The sequence below is a fragment of the Sphingobium fluminis genome (assembly GCF_037723805.1).
GTDB lineage: Bacteria > Pseudomonadota > Alphaproteobacteria > Sphingomonadales > Sphingomonadaceae > Sphingobium.
Map to the genome: position 1 here is coordinate 25,638 of NZ_JBBJUK010000009.1, position 12,260 is coordinate 37,897.

Consider the following 12,260-nt stretch of genomic DNA (forward strand, 5'->3'; position numbering starts at 1 on the left):
ATCAATCCTCCGTCTGCCGTTCCACCACTTCGGAGGCTGTGTCCGTCTTCGGATCGCGGCCGTAAAAGCTCGGCTTTTCGTTGTAGATGCACAGGACCACCTTGCCCCGGCGCAGTCGCAATTCGCGAAAGATGCCGTGGATCACGACGAATTCGTCCCTGACATCGAACGATGCGGTGGCCTCGCTGCCATCGGGATTCACCGTGAAGATGGCAGGGATTTCCCGCTGATTGGGAAAACGCAGGACCGTAAATTGTCCGTTGTCGCTGACTTCGGACGGCTGAATCTCGGATGATCCCTGCACGGTGTAATTGAGATTGCGGGTGCCTTCCAGAACGCCCAGATCCAACGCAGCCTTGATGGCGCCGTTCTGTTGCGCGAGGACTTGGGCTAGCTGGCGGCGAGCAGCCGCTTCGCGTAGGGCTGCCGCCTCCTGTTCCGGGTAACGGATGCGGACCTTGTAGAATGTCTCGGCAGCGCGACCGTTGGCAACCGCCGACAGGGCAAAGGTGTAGTTGCGCTTCTGGCCGGCATAGTCGGTCACGACGATGAGGTTGGTTCCGCCCGCCCGCTCACGCGGCTTGATGAACAACGAGTTTTCAGCAGGCGCGACTTCCCATGAGACGGTATCGCCCATGGCCACGAATTTGATGACCTCGCCCTGCGCGAACTCGATCTGCGTCGCGGTCCTGAAGGCGCTGCGGATCGCGATGACATTCTGGTCACTATAACTGACTTCCCGGACCCGATGATCGGCGGTGACGGGGCGGGGAGTGTTTTCGGCGCTGGCGGGCGACGGAAGCGCCGTTGCCATCATCGCCGCCCCGAGTATGTGAAGCTGTCTCATTTTCCACCTACTTCGACGTCCGCGCGATAGGCTTTGACCTGAAAGCCGAGCGGATTGGCGTAGCGGCCCGCTTCCGATTCTGGTTTCGACAGTACGTCGAACGTGATGGTCGCGATGGCCGGGGTCTCGGTAGCCTGACCATCGCGTTCAAGCCGCTTGGTGAAGCGGACCTGGGCTACGTTCGCCGAGATGAAGGATACGGCCCTGACGGCAACGAACACCGCATCGCTGGCGGTGAGCTGGTTCTGGGGTGAATCCGGATTATCCTTCTTGTAGAAGGTGATCCACCGGCGCTGTTCTTCCGGCGCGGAGAGCGCGAGAACCTGATTGAAAAACTCCTGGCGCGCCTGCGGAATCCAGCCCTCGCGCGCCCTGACATAGCTGGCGAGAAAGTATTTCCGCACCGCCTCGTCATAGGTGATGGTTTTGTCACCCCGGAGCTGCTGGGTCACTTCGGTCGCGCCCGTGGATCGATCGACGGTGACGACATAGGGCACCACGGTCTTGAGCGGCGACAACATCGCCACCGAGGCGACACCGACGACGGCTATGATGCTGGCACCGCCAGCGACAATCCACGCGACGCGCTTAGACCGATCTGCCGCAACGAAGCGTTCCCGATCCCAGCTTTGGGCTTCGGCAAAATATGCCTTCAGATCCTCAGCGCTGTCTTTGACCCCGATCGCCATTGTCAGCAGCTCGCATAAACGGGCTGGGAAGCCGCGTTGTTGGCTGGAAGTGGCGAAGCTGCGCTGATCGGCGGCACGCCGCTATCATTCCGCGACGCAGGACCATTGGCGTCCGGCGCGGCAGATGATGGAAAGAGTTGCGTGGGCTGAGCTGCCGATCCTGACGGACTTCGGGCGGGCAGGGTCGGGAGAATGGTGCCATAGGGATTAGCAGGCCGTTTCGATTGCCCGTTGCAACGCGGAACTTTGGCTTCCTTGGCCGCAAGAACCGGCGTTGGCGTTGAGAGTGCGAAAAGGGCTATTGGTGCGAGCGCCTTGGCAAAATTCATGGCATTTCTCCTATCTCGTCCGCGTCAGGGTTCCGCCGGTCCCACTGCCGGTCCCCCCACCCAACCGACGCGCGCCGGCTCCAACAGCGCGCGCGCCGCTAAGGGGCGCACCAGCCATTGTACGGCCTGCGATTGGGGCCAGGTTTCCGGTAACGGCGTTGGCAAATTGTGCTGCTAGGGCAGGGCCACCGCCACCCAGGCCCGACGCGAGGCTTGGGATTTGCAGGAAGAAAAAGAAGCCCAAGACGTAGAACGACAGGGCCTTCAGCACGGCGATCAAAACTTCATCGTCATTTGTGATCGAATTAATGAATGTGTCAGTGGTCTGCGAAATGAACAGTGTGACCAGCAGCGCGAACACAACCAGCATGATGTAGCTGATGGCGGACCCTAGCCATGCGAAGAACCAGCCCCGCGTAGAGTCAAATAGAAGAGCTGCAACGAATAGCGGTCCCACGACAGCTAGCAGAGCGAGTGCAAACAGCGCGAAGGCGCAGATCGTGAAGCCGAGTGCGCAGGATAGCAAAGCGACGAAAAGGATTACCAGATTGGCAAAAGCAGCAAGGATAATTTCTACAATGTTATTGGGCATGCCAATCAGGTTCACACCTGCTGCGTCAGTGTGGGCCTGAACGATTTCTTCTATTTTGGTGATAGCGCGAAATGCGCCCTGTAGAAGCGTATCGAAGTAGCCACCAAGACCACCCACATCAGCGCCGCCAAGCGCATTGGCGAATTGCCCCGGAAGTCCGTTCATCGTGAAGAGACCGACCGATGCTCCATAAAGTGAGCTGACGGCCCATGTAAGTGCGGCGAGTTTCAGCGTGCGATAGACGAATTCGCGAGCGGGGTACTGAACCGCTCCCCTGAGTATCGCGCCCCCCAACAGGATGATGTAAATGGTGACGCCGACCCGGAGGGGACCGGAGATGATGCCGATCACCGAGGAATACAGTGCAATGATGCCCGCGAGGGCACCATCAACCGCATTCATCATGCTCTCGAAGATCGGAAAATCCATCGCTCTTCAGCCCTGCCGCATCATCAGATGCCCATCTGCTTTTTCATGCGTTCGCGCTGATCGCGCTGAAGGTTGCGGAGCCGTGCAGCGTCGGCGTTGTTGCAATTCTGGGTGACGACCGACGGCCAGCTAGAGATCGGGCGTTGCGACCCCTTCCACCGATCGCACATTGCTTGAATTTCCTTAGCCTCGTCTGGATGTTCCGACAGATACAGGATCGTCCGAAGAGGTATGTCGGATCGCAGATCCTCCCCCTTTTGCGACTTTTCGGAGGGCGAACAGCCCGCGATAGCCAAAAGCGTCAGAACCAAAGGGCCTAAGCAGCGGCGCATCAGTCAATCCCCGCCTGTGCTTTCAATTTGGCGAGTTGTTGTTGTCGTTGGGCCGCATAGCCCTGATAGTCGGCCTCAGCCTTAGCCCGGCGCTGCAATTCGACGGCCTGCAGGGCCATCATATCGTTCGACATCTGCGCCTGTTCCAATTGGAGGCGAGCGGTCATGTCCGCGCGCTCGGCAGCAGAATTGGAGCTGGCTAGTCGCGAACGCAGTTCCTCCAAACCCTCGCGGCGGCTCGTAACGGAATCTCCTACCGACCCGGCCAAACCTGCGGTGACGGCGGCTTGGCGGGCACCAATCTCGTAGTTTGCCCGCGCGCTCTCGGAGGTATCCGGGGACAGTTGTCCCATCAGCCCCTGAAAAACGCTATCGGAGCGACCGCGAAGGCGGCCGATCACGTTGAGGTCGCCGTTGGCGTATCCATCGAGGCTGCCCGAGGACACGTTCAATTCGCGCATGGCGTCGGTCCGGAGGCTATCCGCAACCCGCCCGATGTCCGTTGCCTTGTTCAAATCTCGATAGAGATCGCGGGCCTGCTGGAGCTGGTCGGCCCCCTGCGCGAGCATAGAGACGCCTTGGCGAACCTGCTCAAGTTGCTGGAACAAGCTGCGCGTGTCAGTCACAGGGATACCCTGCGCGTGTGCGGAACCCATGCACGCCACCAACGAGGCTCCCATTACGATGGAGCGAAGTTTCCTAGCCGTCATGAGACTTCTCCTTTCAACTTGAACGTCGGCGGTTGTGGAAAATCGGGAGCCAGACAGCAGGATCGCGGCCGTGTTCTGCGATTACGTCACACGCGACAGCGGTGGTTTCCGCGCGGCCCGACAGGACAGCCAGTTCATTGTCGAGGCCCGTCAGGTCCAGCTCCACTACAACTGAATCATGCCCCTGTTTCACCAGGAACTTGTGCGACTCTGGCGACAGCTCTTCGCGGATCAGCGCAAATTCGGCTTCGGTCATGGAGAAGCCATCGATATAATCACGGCGCTGCCCGTTCGGGTTGGGCAGCATGATCTTGGTTGCCACCTGCTCCAGTATCGAATGGCTTATGTCGCTTTTGAGCGCATCGCCGGGAGATTGGGTGGCGAACACCATCAGCGCATTGCGCTTACGATATGTCTTCAACCCATCCTGGGCGAAGCTACGAAATGCGTTGTCGCCGAGCGCTTTCCAGAACTCGTCTATCACGATCATCGTGCGGTCGCCGGTCAACATCTTGTCGATCCGGTGAAACAGATAGAGCATCAGGGGCGCGCGGATATCGGCATTGTCGAGGAAATCGGTCATGTCGAAGCCGATGAAACGGGCATCGAGCGCCATTTCATCTTCTGCGTTATCGAACGCCCACCCCAGCGCGCCGCGTGAGGTCCATTTCTCCAGCCTCGCCCCAACACCGCCTTCGTCGGCCATGCCGAGCATCGTGCGCAGCGCATCGAGGGATCGCGCGGCCGAGGGCAATTTCATGACGGCAGCAATGCCATCATCGATTCGCCTTTCTTCCTGTACCGAGATCGGTCGACCTTCGGCACGGACGAGCTGACGAACCCAGAGCGACAGCCATGCTCGATCTTCTGGCGTATCGGCCAGGGCCTTCAATGGTGCGAAGCCGGTGGGCGTGCCATTGGCCAACGTCAGATAGGTGCCACCGCTGGCCAGCACGAAAATCTGTGCGCCCCGGTCCTTATCGATGAAAATCTGCCGTGCGCCGGTCTTTTCAGCCTGAGCCATCAGGAAGTTGAGAAGGACAGTCTTTCCGCCGCCCGTAGGACCGATGACCATCGTGTGGCCGACATCGCGCTTGTGGAAGCTGAAGAAATACGGGCTTCGCGCGCTTGTCTTGAGGAGCGCAATAGCATCCCCCCAATGATTGCCGGTCGCTCTCCCTGCGGGATAGGTATGGAACGGCGCGAAGGCTGCGAAATTGAGCGACGTGATCGGTGCTGGCCGTGCGCGCCACGCAAAATTACCGACGAGCTGGCTCCAATAGGCCGCTTCCAAGGCCGCCCCCTCGCGCGCCGCCACCATGCCCGTATCGGCGAGGGCCGCTCGCGCGATCGACATATGATCGCGGAGGGATTTGAGGCTCCCGCCATATACCGCGAGCGTAAAATGATGGTCGCCCAGCACGAAGCGGTTCGACATGAGATCGTCAGCGGCATCGACAAGATCATGCATCTGGCTGATTGCCCGATCGTCGGCATTCTCCATCTGCCGCTGCCGCAGGCGGAACCGCTCGGCCGCCGTGGCGCGGCTCAGGAAGGTGAAGGACTGCGTGAGGACAAAGCCGAAATCGACGGCCAGGAGGGACTCAAACTGGCGGGGCGTGGTGAAGGCCGGATATTCCCGAATGCCGAACACGCCTCCGAACGAGCTGCGATCGGCGTCGCGCACTTCCACTGTCTCGCCGCCGAAAATGACCCGCTGCCGATACAGAGCGCTGCCCAGATGGCCACGGATGATCGGCACGCGCCGATGGCGTCCCGTCATCACCATTTCCGCGACTTCGAGGGGTTCGGAGAATTTCAGGCCGTTATGCCCATAGATAGCGAGGCGGCGCGGTTCGCAGCGTGCCATCAGCTTTTCAAAATCGCGCGCCTTGTCCTCAAGGAACTCGATCAGATCGTCATCCACCGCATCGGCAGCGGATTGGATCTTGGCCTTGGAACGGAAGAGATGGATCAGCTTGTCAGCACCATGCACCGCAGGGCGCGCGAGGATGGTGACGAAGAAGCGGTTGATGAACATCCGCTCCTGATTGACGCGCGCGAAATAGGCAGCATCGAGATCGCGGGCGAACTTCGACCGGAAATTGCCGCCGGGATATTGCTCTACCCGCGCCCTGACCAGATGCGACCAGACCGAAAGCCGATCGTCATGCAGGTTGCGCAGCATCCCATTGAGCTTGGAATGCCAGTCGTTGAGGTCGCGGACATCGGCAGTCTCGAAGGCGCGACCCTGTAACTCGAAAGTGAGCATGATCGCGCCGGAATCGAGAACGATCATCTCTTCATTGATGTGACGCGCATAAGGGAGGAACTTCGTCGGAAGGACTTCCTTGAGAGCCACTTTCATGGGCACTTGGGCCGAGAGGCGCTCCATCCTAGCCACGGCGGCCGAACCCTTTGCGAGCTATGCCCTTGAGGGGGAGGGGGGTGTAACTCGATCCACCCCAGAAGGTACGGTTGCGGTTCGCTGCCTTGGTGCGGAAAAAGAGGAACATCAGCCGAAAGGCGTTGACGTCCTGACGCACGACAAGCCGGGCCAGGCCATAGCAGACCCCCGCCGTGACGAGCGCATATATCGGATTGTTGGTCCCGATCAGGACGATAGCCGACACCAGCAGGATAGGCACTGCCGCTTCAATCGGAATGCCCGCCCACAGGGCAGGCCGTGTCACGGCAAGGAACAGCGTGTTGCGCGCTATATCTTCTCTGTCATCGGCCATGGCCGCCTCCCTTGCTGCGACGGTTGCGGCGGCCCGATCCGGGATCGGGCCGCGAGGTCATCAGGCCGAGCCTGCGATCTGATCCACGATCCACGGTGCGGAGAAGATGATCGCGATGCCGATGATGACCGTCACCAGCGCGCCGGTATTGACCCTGCCCATCAGCCATCCCGCGCCAGCAATGATGACGGCAATTACCGCCAGCGCGCGCAGCAGGCCGTTGCTGAGCAAGCCCAGCACATTGTTGGCAAAGCCCTCCAAATTGGCGGATTGGGCATAGGCAGGGTCCGGTGTCGCAATTGTGACGATGCCGACGATCGCGACCGTGGCGGCGATCGTTGCCGTCTTGCGCTGTTGCGGCGAAGCCGCCCCTACGATCCGCTGGAATTTGGATCGCACAGACGATGTGGGGGTGTCCCTTGATGCGAGAGATTTCATCAGCTTCCTCCTGTTTCCGCGTTGCGCGCACGATCGTAAGCGGCTCGGGAGAACACATCCCAAGCCGGGGGTGGTGGTGGTGCCGTTCGAGCTGGACTGTGATCGGGCGTGTTTTCGGCAACCAAATCGGCCAGCATCGTGTGGGGCGGGTTGATCTGCGCATCGGGAGCCGTTGGGCGATAGGCAACGGGCGAGATTCCCTCCGCGACGCCGGCGTTGCTCAGCACGCGGCCGACATAGCCGTTGCGAAAACCTCGCGTCGTGGAGCCGGTATTATACATGGACAGCGCGACCCGGAGCGCCTCCTGTGGCGGCCTTCCGTCGCGGACCTGGTGATAGTTGCCCGCCAACACCTTCCCAGCAGCGCCGATATTCGTGCAGGGATCGAATACATTATCCCATGTCAGACCCAGCGCGGCCATGTTGTTTGAATTTATCTGGCCGAGGCCGAGATCCACGGAGTAGCCCTGCGCGATAAACGCGCGGGCCACCCTTGCCGCATCGCCAGCATTGGTGGGGCGAGCGGGCTGGCGGGCGACCCCGTTGACGTTGAGGGCGAACTGATAGCCCTTGCTCTCAGTATGGACGACGGCGACGATCGTGGATGGGGCCACGCCTGATGCACATTGCGACGCGAGGCCCAAGATCGCTGCCGTGGTGAACTGCATTATTGCGGACTCCCAGGGACGGCATTGGCTTCCGCTGCCGCAATGTCGGCCTCGCTGGGGACCGTGTAGGTATTTCGGCTCCCGTCACGCATGGTCATGACGACAAAGCCGGGGCGACCATTTTTCGGCTTCGTGTATTTCGCGTTGGAAACGCCACCTGCGCTACAGGTCGGAAATCCGCCACCGAACGCCAGACTGCGCAGCAATTTGCGGATGGGTGGAACGCACTGCGCATATTGCATCCAGCCACCGGGATTGCTGGCACAGAGCAGGACTTCGCAAGCCCATGTCCCATCAGAGGCCATGGCTGGGGACGGTGTTGCCGAGGACAGCATCAACGCGGATGCGGCGATCGGTAGGGACAAGCGATTTCGCATGTTTTCACCTCTCTTGGGAAAACACCTTAAATCGCTTTTTCGACTCTGCCTAGACTGCGAAGGACTCGCAATAAGTGCTGTTCACCGTTTGACCGACAGTTTTGCGTCAGAAACGGGATGGGTCGTTCCATAGAGGGGATGGGTTGACCCCGATCACCAAACTATAGCGATAAGCCGTAACAACGTGCCGAATTGCAGAAGAAACCTTTGAATATAAACGAATTCTCTTCTTATCGTAGAGCGCGACATGGTAGGGGGGCGATCCGCGCCAGCTAACCCGGACATTGATGTACCACTTGCCGTCGTCGTCGCGCTGATGCAACTGAACGTCGGTGATGGTCCCGGCGACTGGGCGGTGTGAGGTCAGCTCGCGCTCAAGGATCAGTTCGAGTTCCATTTTCCCCCGTGTAGCGATTTCTATCATTTTCACTGGTGATTAGTCGTTGCTTCCGTTAGCCATAGGGTAAGTGGCAAGTGAGAGGAGGTCCAGTGAGCGGACGCGATCCCGACGCCGTTGCGCGCGATGCAGACCGCATCGTTCGCCAGCTCGGCGGCAAATGGCATGGCGACTATGCGATGTGTCGATGCCCGGCCCATGCTGATGGCGATCCCAGCCTTTCCGTGCGGGTCGGCAGCCGCGCGGTCCTTTTTCATTGTTTTGCCGGCTGCACGTCCGACGCCATTGTCGAGGCAATGCGGAAGGGGCGCTTCGCTCCGGCGCACGATCATGATCCCGGTCAGCGCCATGAAGGGGGAAAAGGGGATTTCAACAAGCTCGCGGTCTCAATCTGGCGCTTTGCTGATCCCTTCGCGGGCAGTCTGGCTGAGCAATATATGCGCGCCCGCGCGATTATCCCTGTCGGGGTCAATGCGCGGTTCGATGCGCGCTGCCAGCTCGGTGCAGGAGAAGAGAAAGCGTTTGCGCCTGCTCTGATCGTGCCCGTGGAGGAAGACGGCGGGGTTGTCGCAATCCATCGGACCTTCCTGCGCGCCGATGGTCTCGACAAGGCCGACGTGCCTAAGCCCAAGCGGATGCTCGGTAATCCGGGTGGCGGTGCCGTGCGCTGGGGTGGCATCCCTAGCGACGGCATCCTGCGTTTGGCTGAAGGTGTCGAGGAAGCGGCGAGCGTCATGAACATGCTGGCCCCGGAAACCTATGTCTGGCCCGTCCTTGGCATCGAACGGTATCAGACCGTGACAATTCCGGAGAGCATCCGAAAGGTCATCATCTATAGTCAGCACGGGATCGAGGCGGCGCGTGCGATCAAGCGGGCCGAACCTCATATGAAGGGCAATGGTCGCCAGCTCGTCGTCAAACTTCCGCCCAACGATGGCGACTGGAACGATCTTCTGCGCGAGATCCGCGCGCAATGAAGCTGTTTCCTGGCTTGCCGAACCATCAACGGATTCTGATGGCCGTGATGTTTGCTGCGGTGTCCGTCTATGCTCTCGCGCAGCAGAAGGAGCGGGCAGCCAGCATTGTCTCGCTTCGCCTCAATGACGCGGCCCCCAGGGTTATAGACGGCGACACGCTGGACGTTTCCGGCTCGCGAGTGCGGATTGTCGGTATAGACGCGCCCGATGACGACCGCCTACCTCTCAAGCAGGCTTCCACGCTCACCTTGCAGGGCCTTATCGACCGCGACGGCGGTGTCGAATGCGCGACGAGCCTCTTCGATGTCGCCCTGCAGCGTGAGAAGCAATGCCGTAGCCCCGCGACCAGTTATGGTCGCTTGAACCTTTCCTGCCGGTTCAAGGCGAACGGGGCGAGCCTCGCTGCCACCATGGTCGCGCAAGGCTATGCTGTCGATTACCGGCGATACTCCGGTGGCGCCTATGTGAAGCTGATGCAAAGCGCCGCCCGCGATCGCCGCGGGCTATGGGGTCAGGATTATGAAGGAATGCGCCAATTGGCGATCGAGCGCGCCAGTCTGCCTAGCGGCTGTAAGCCAGGAAAATAGCAATGCCGTCTTCCAGAAGGCAGCTCGTCTCAAGACGGCGGCGATTTGCAATCGACCGCCGCTCATGATATCAAAATCAACCGAACATATTGAAATATTTAACATAACTGTTATTATCGGACTTGAATTTCGGCGCGCGCGCGATAGCACTCTGGCCGCTCCTTCAGTCTGAAACACCTTCTCAATGCGAATGGTGGTGCCGGTGGTGAAGGTCGGGATAGTGGGAGTGCCGAGATGCCGCAGCGCGAGGACGAACATCACCAGACTGACGCCATAGTCGAGACAGCCGATCAGCGCCGCGCTCGCGACAACCGGCAGTGCCGGAAGCGATGCGGCGAGCGTCAGCGCGAGCACAAGATTTACAACGCCCGCTGCTAGTCCCTTTAGCATGGCGATCGGCACCGGATCGGCACCGCTTAGCTTGCGAGTGAGATTATTGTCGATGCCCCAGGCGAAACAGGCGCCAGCGATTGCCAGCATTCCAAGGCCGCCGCCGCTCGGACCACCCCGCCAAGACAGCAACAGGGCACCGCCCAAGATTGCCGCCGCACCGACCAGCAGGCGGCGATCGACATTCTCGCGGAACACCAGCCAGGCGATGGCAACTGTCGCAAGCCCTTCTAGGTTGAGCAGCAGCGAAGCCGTTGACGCGGGCGTCCTGGCTAGTCCCGCCATAAGCAGTACCGGCGCGATCACCCCCCGCATAGGCTAACGAGGGCCAGCCAGGGCATGTCAGCGTGAACGAGCGGCGCTTCTGCTTCTCCACGTCCCGTCACTTTGCGGAATGGATGAACGAGCGCGAGCCCGGTGCCCGATCCTAGATAAAGCAGGCTGGCAAGCAGCCACGGACTGACCCCGTTGGCCAACACGAGCTTGGCCAAAGGGGTGCTCGCGCCGAACAAGATAGCTGAAAGGATCGCCAGCGCCGCGCCGGAGCTTAGCTTCACCGGATATGAATCATGGTCAGTAACAACCTATCCTACGGAGGCGCGGCATACAGGATTTTTTATCCGAGATCACCGTACGTCAATGGTAGCTAGGCGGCGAGCGTTGTTAGATATGCAAATCAAGCTAAGATCGCGACGGGTTCGGTAATCGACGCGATTGAGGTTGAGGCGCGCGCTGAAACGCCCCGTCGCACGAGGAATTTCACCAAGTTCGCCAAGTTCGAGGCCAACGAGACCATGTCCGTGCCCAATGCGAACAATGCTCCGACCATCAAATTGTGGGCGAGCCAAAACGGTGCGCCTACGAGGAAAAGGCCTTTCATCCGCGTCGTTGAGGTTTGAAGTCGCGCGAAACTGCCCAGCGAACTGCCAGTAAACGCCAAAGCCGACGGGATGCCGTGCCACGTCACGACCGAAAGGAAGGCCAACAGAATGAGGGTCGCTCCATAAAGCCTCGTAACCACATAGCGATCGCGCACTGACGCGGAGATGACGAGCTGCGAGCATGAAATGAGGCACGCTATCGCAGCGGTGGGCGAGCCCAGCATCAGGAAGTAGAGCGCGAATGCGGCAGCACCCGTACTCTGGATCTTGACCACCGTTTGGTAGTCATTGAAAAATGGCCAGCTGACGACGCACAAAAGAGCCACGCAGCCGAAGGCTGTGGCAATCATGACTGCCACCGCGCGGTTCTTCCAATCTTGATCTGCGTTTCGCGCTCAGCTCTCTCTTTTCTCATAGCTGAAGCGTGAAGGAACGAGGTTAATTACGCTTTAATGGCCGTCATCAAATCGGCCATTCAAGGCTTCTTTTGGATCGCCGTCACCTCACCGGCACTGCCAACCAGCGTGAGATCAAAATCGACTTTGTCGCCGACCGCCACAGCATCGGTGATCGTCGGCGCTGCCTTGAACGCCATCGTCATCGCCGGCCATTTTGCTTCCGGAATGGCACCATGATTGAGGGTGATCATTCCGGCGGCCTTGTCGATCGCGGTGACCGTGCCATGCCCCTTGACCTTTATCGGCGCGGCTGCCGAAGGCTCCATCGCCATATTGCCCATGTCACCACTCATCGCGGCGCTGGGTGCTGCCTGGTTGGTCTCGGCCGCGAGCGGCGCCTCCACCTTTTTGCCACATGCGGCAGTCAAGGCGGCCAGGCCAAGGGCGATCGTCAATCGTGCATGCTTCATGGTCTTCT

16 protein-coding genes are annotated in these 12,260 nt (G+C 59.9%); 2 read left to right on the plus strand and 14 right to left on the minus strand.

Annotation, left to right across the window (positions count from 1 at the left end; all coding sequences use genetic code 11):
* Window position 1: 1 nt before the first annotated feature.
* From virB9 to WG907_RS17670, 11 genes are all read right to left on the minus strand, one after another.
* Window positions 2–847, minus strand: coding sequence for a P-type conjugative transfer protein VirB9 (gene virB9 / locus WG907_RS17620; protein WP_340234869.1), 846 nt, complete (start codon window positions 845–847; stop codon window positions 2–4).
* Window positions 844–1,536: a VirB8 family type IV secretion system protein gene (locus WG907_RS17625; RefSeq protein ID WP_340234871.1), complete on the minus strand. Its 693-nt coding sequence runs from the start codon at window positions 1,534–1,536 to the stop codon at window positions 844–846. The genes virB9 and WG907_RS17625 overlap by 4 nt, the downstream gene beginning before the upstream one ends.
* A gap of 339 nt (window positions 1,537–1,875) precedes the next feature.
* On the minus strand, window positions 1,876–2,886 hold the full coding sequence (locus tag WG907_RS17630) for a type IV secretion system protein (RefSeq protein ID WP_046764982.1): 1,011 nt from the start codon (window positions 2,884–2,886) through the stop codon (window positions 1,876–1,878).
* A gap of 23 nt (window positions 2,887–2,909) precedes the next feature.
* Entirely contained in the window at window positions 2,910–3,218 is a 309-nt protein-coding gene (locus tag WG907_RS17635) for an EexN family lipoprotein (RefSeq protein WP_340234873.1), read from the minus strand.
* Entirely contained in the window at window positions 3,218–3,844 is a 627-nt protein-coding gene (locus WG907_RS17640) for a type IV secretion system protein (protein ID WP_340234875.1), read from the minus strand. The genes WG907_RS17635 and WG907_RS17640 overlap by 1 nt, the downstream gene beginning before the upstream one ends.
* 97 nt (window positions 3,845–3,941) lie before the next feature.
* Window positions 3,942–6,296 carry a VirB4 family type IV secretion/conjugal transfer ATPase gene (locus tag WG907_RS17645; protein WP_340234877.1) on the minus strand — a complete coding sequence of 785 codons (2,355 nt, stop codon included), beginning with the start codon at window positions 6,294–6,296 and terminating at the stop codon, window positions 3,942–3,944.
* Window positions 6,297–6,324: 28 nt separating this feature from the next.
* Window positions 6,325–6,669: a type IV secretion system protein VirB3 gene (locus WG907_RS17650; RefSeq protein WP_046764985.1), complete on the minus strand. Its 345-nt coding sequence runs from the start codon at window positions 6,667–6,669 to the stop codon at window positions 6,325–6,327.
* Between the two features lie 60 nt (window positions 6,670–6,729).
* Entirely contained in the window at window positions 6,730–7,107 is a 378-nt protein-coding gene (locus WG907_RS17655) for a TrbC/VirB2 family type IV secretion system protein (protein ID WP_340234879.1), read from the minus strand.
* Window positions 7,107–7,775, minus strand: coding sequence for a lytic transglycosylase domain-containing protein (locus WG907_RS17660; RefSeq protein WP_340234880.1), 669 nt, complete (start codon window positions 7,773–7,775; stop codon window positions 7,107–7,109). The genes WG907_RS17655 and WG907_RS17660 overlap by 1 nt, the downstream gene beginning before the upstream one ends.
* Window positions 7,775–8,152 (minus strand): hypothetical protein, encoded by a 378-nt coding sequence (locus WG907_RS17665; RefSeq protein ID WP_340234881.1) that lies wholly within the window; start codon window positions 8,150–8,152, stop codon window positions 7,775–7,777. The genes WG907_RS17660 and WG907_RS17665 overlap by 1 nt, the downstream gene beginning before the upstream one ends.
* A gap of 106 nt (window positions 8,153–8,258) precedes the next feature.
* Window positions 8,259–8,549, minus strand: coding sequence for a hypothetical protein (locus WG907_RS17670; protein WP_340234883.1), 291 nt, complete (start codon window positions 8,547–8,549; stop codon window positions 8,259–8,261).
* A 92-nt stretch (window positions 8,550–8,641) separates the two neighbouring features.
* On the opposite strand from WG907_RS17670, the gene WG907_RS17675 reads away from it, so the two are divergent.
* Together WG907_RS17675 and WG907_RS17680 are read left to right on the plus strand one after the other, a co-directional pair.
* Window positions 8,642–9,526, plus strand: a complete 885-nt coding sequence (locus tag WG907_RS17675) for a DUF7146 domain-containing protein (RefSeq protein WP_340234885.1) — start codon at window positions 8,642–8,644, stop codon at window positions 9,524–9,526.
* A gap of 38 nt (window positions 9,527–9,564) precedes the next feature.
* Window positions 9,565–10,113: a thermonuclease family protein gene (locus WG907_RS17680; protein WP_340234887.1), complete on the plus strand. Its 549-nt coding sequence runs from the start codon at window positions 9,565–9,567 to the stop codon at window positions 10,111–10,113.
* On the opposite strand, the gene WG907_RS17685 is transcribed toward WG907_RS17680, so the two are convergent.
* The 3 genes from WG907_RS17685 to WG907_RS17695 all read right to left on the minus strand — a co-directional run bounded on the left by WG907_RS17685 (window position 10,030) and on the right by WG907_RS17695 (window position 12,252).
* Window positions 10,030–10,818 carry an EamA family transporter gene (locus WG907_RS17685; RefSeq protein WP_445326840.1) on the minus strand — a complete coding sequence of 263 codons (789 nt, stop codon included), beginning with the start codon at window positions 10,816–10,818 and terminating at the stop codon, window positions 10,030–10,032. The two genes, WG907_RS17680 and WG907_RS17685, sit on opposite strands and share 84 nt — an antisense overlap.
* Before the next feature lie 361 nt (window positions 10,819–11,179).
* Entirely contained in the window at window positions 11,180–11,734 is a 555-nt protein-coding gene (locus WG907_RS17690) for a YgjV family protein (RefSeq protein ID WP_340234948.1), read from the minus strand.
* Window positions 11,735–11,859: 125 nt separating this feature from the next.
* A complete protein-coding gene (locus tag WG907_RS17695; protein WP_340234949.1) occupies window positions 11,860–12,252 on the minus strand; it encodes a copper-binding protein in 393 nt (130 codons plus the stop codon).
* Between the last annotated feature and the right edge of the window lie 8 nt (window positions 12,253–12,260).

Excerpts from the sequence above, each read along its gene's own strand:
- WG907_RS17685 (WP_445326840.1), bottom strand. The coding sequence starts at position 10,818 with ATGCGGGGGGTGATCGCGCCGGTACTGCTTATGGCGGGACTAGCCAGG.
- WG907_RS17680 (WP_340234887.1), top strand. The coding sequence starts at position 9,565 with ATGGCCGTGATGTTTGCTGCGGTGTCCGTCTATGCTCTCGCGCAGCAG.
- WG907_RS17690 (WP_340234948.1), bottom strand. The coding sequence starts at position 11,734 with ATGATTGCCACAGCCTTCGGCTGCGTGGCTCTTTTGTGCGTCGTCAGC.
- WG907_RS17625 (WP_340234871.1), bottom strand. The coding sequence starts at position 1,536 with ATGGCGATCGGGGTCAAAGACAGCGCTGAGGATCTGAAGGCATATTTT.
- WG907_RS17655 (WP_340234879.1), bottom strand. The coding sequence starts at position 7,107 with ATGAAATCTCTCGCATCAAGGGACACCCCCACATCGTCTGTGCGATCC.
- WG907_RS17660 (WP_340234880.1), bottom strand. The coding sequence starts at position 7,775 with ATGCAGTTCACCACGGCAGCGATCTTGGGCCTCGCGTCGCAATGTGCA.
- WG907_RS17670 (WP_340234883.1), bottom strand. The coding sequence starts at position 8,549 with ATGGAACTCGAACTGATCCTTGAGCGCGAGCTGACCTCACACCGCCCA.
- WG907_RS17650 (WP_046764985.1), bottom strand. The coding sequence starts at position 6,669 with ATGGCCGATGACAGAGAAGATATAGCGCGCAACACGCTGTTCCTTGCC.
- virB9 (WP_340234869.1), bottom strand. The coding sequence starts at position 847 with ATGAGACAGCTTCACATACTCGGGGCGGCGATGATGGCAACGGCGCTT.
- WG907_RS17695 (WP_340234949.1), bottom strand. The coding sequence starts at position 12,252 with ATGAAGCATGCACGATTGACGATCGCCCTTGGCCTGGCCGCCTTGACT.
- WG907_RS17635 (WP_340234873.1), bottom strand. The coding sequence starts at position 3,218 with ATGCGCCGCTGCTTAGGCCCTTTGGTTCTGACGCTTTTGGCTATCGCG.
- WG907_RS17645 (WP_340234877.1), bottom strand. The coding sequence starts at position 6,296 with ATGAAAGTGGCTCTCAAGGAAGTCCTTCCGACGAAGTTCCTCCCTTAT.
- WG907_RS17665 (WP_340234881.1), bottom strand. The coding sequence starts at position 8,152 with ATGCGAAATCGCTTGTCCCTACCGATCGCCGCATCCGCGTTGATGCTG.
- WG907_RS17630 (WP_046764982.1), bottom strand. The coding sequence starts at position 2,886 with ATGGATTTTCCGATCTTCGAGAGCATGATGAATGCGGTTGATGGTGCC.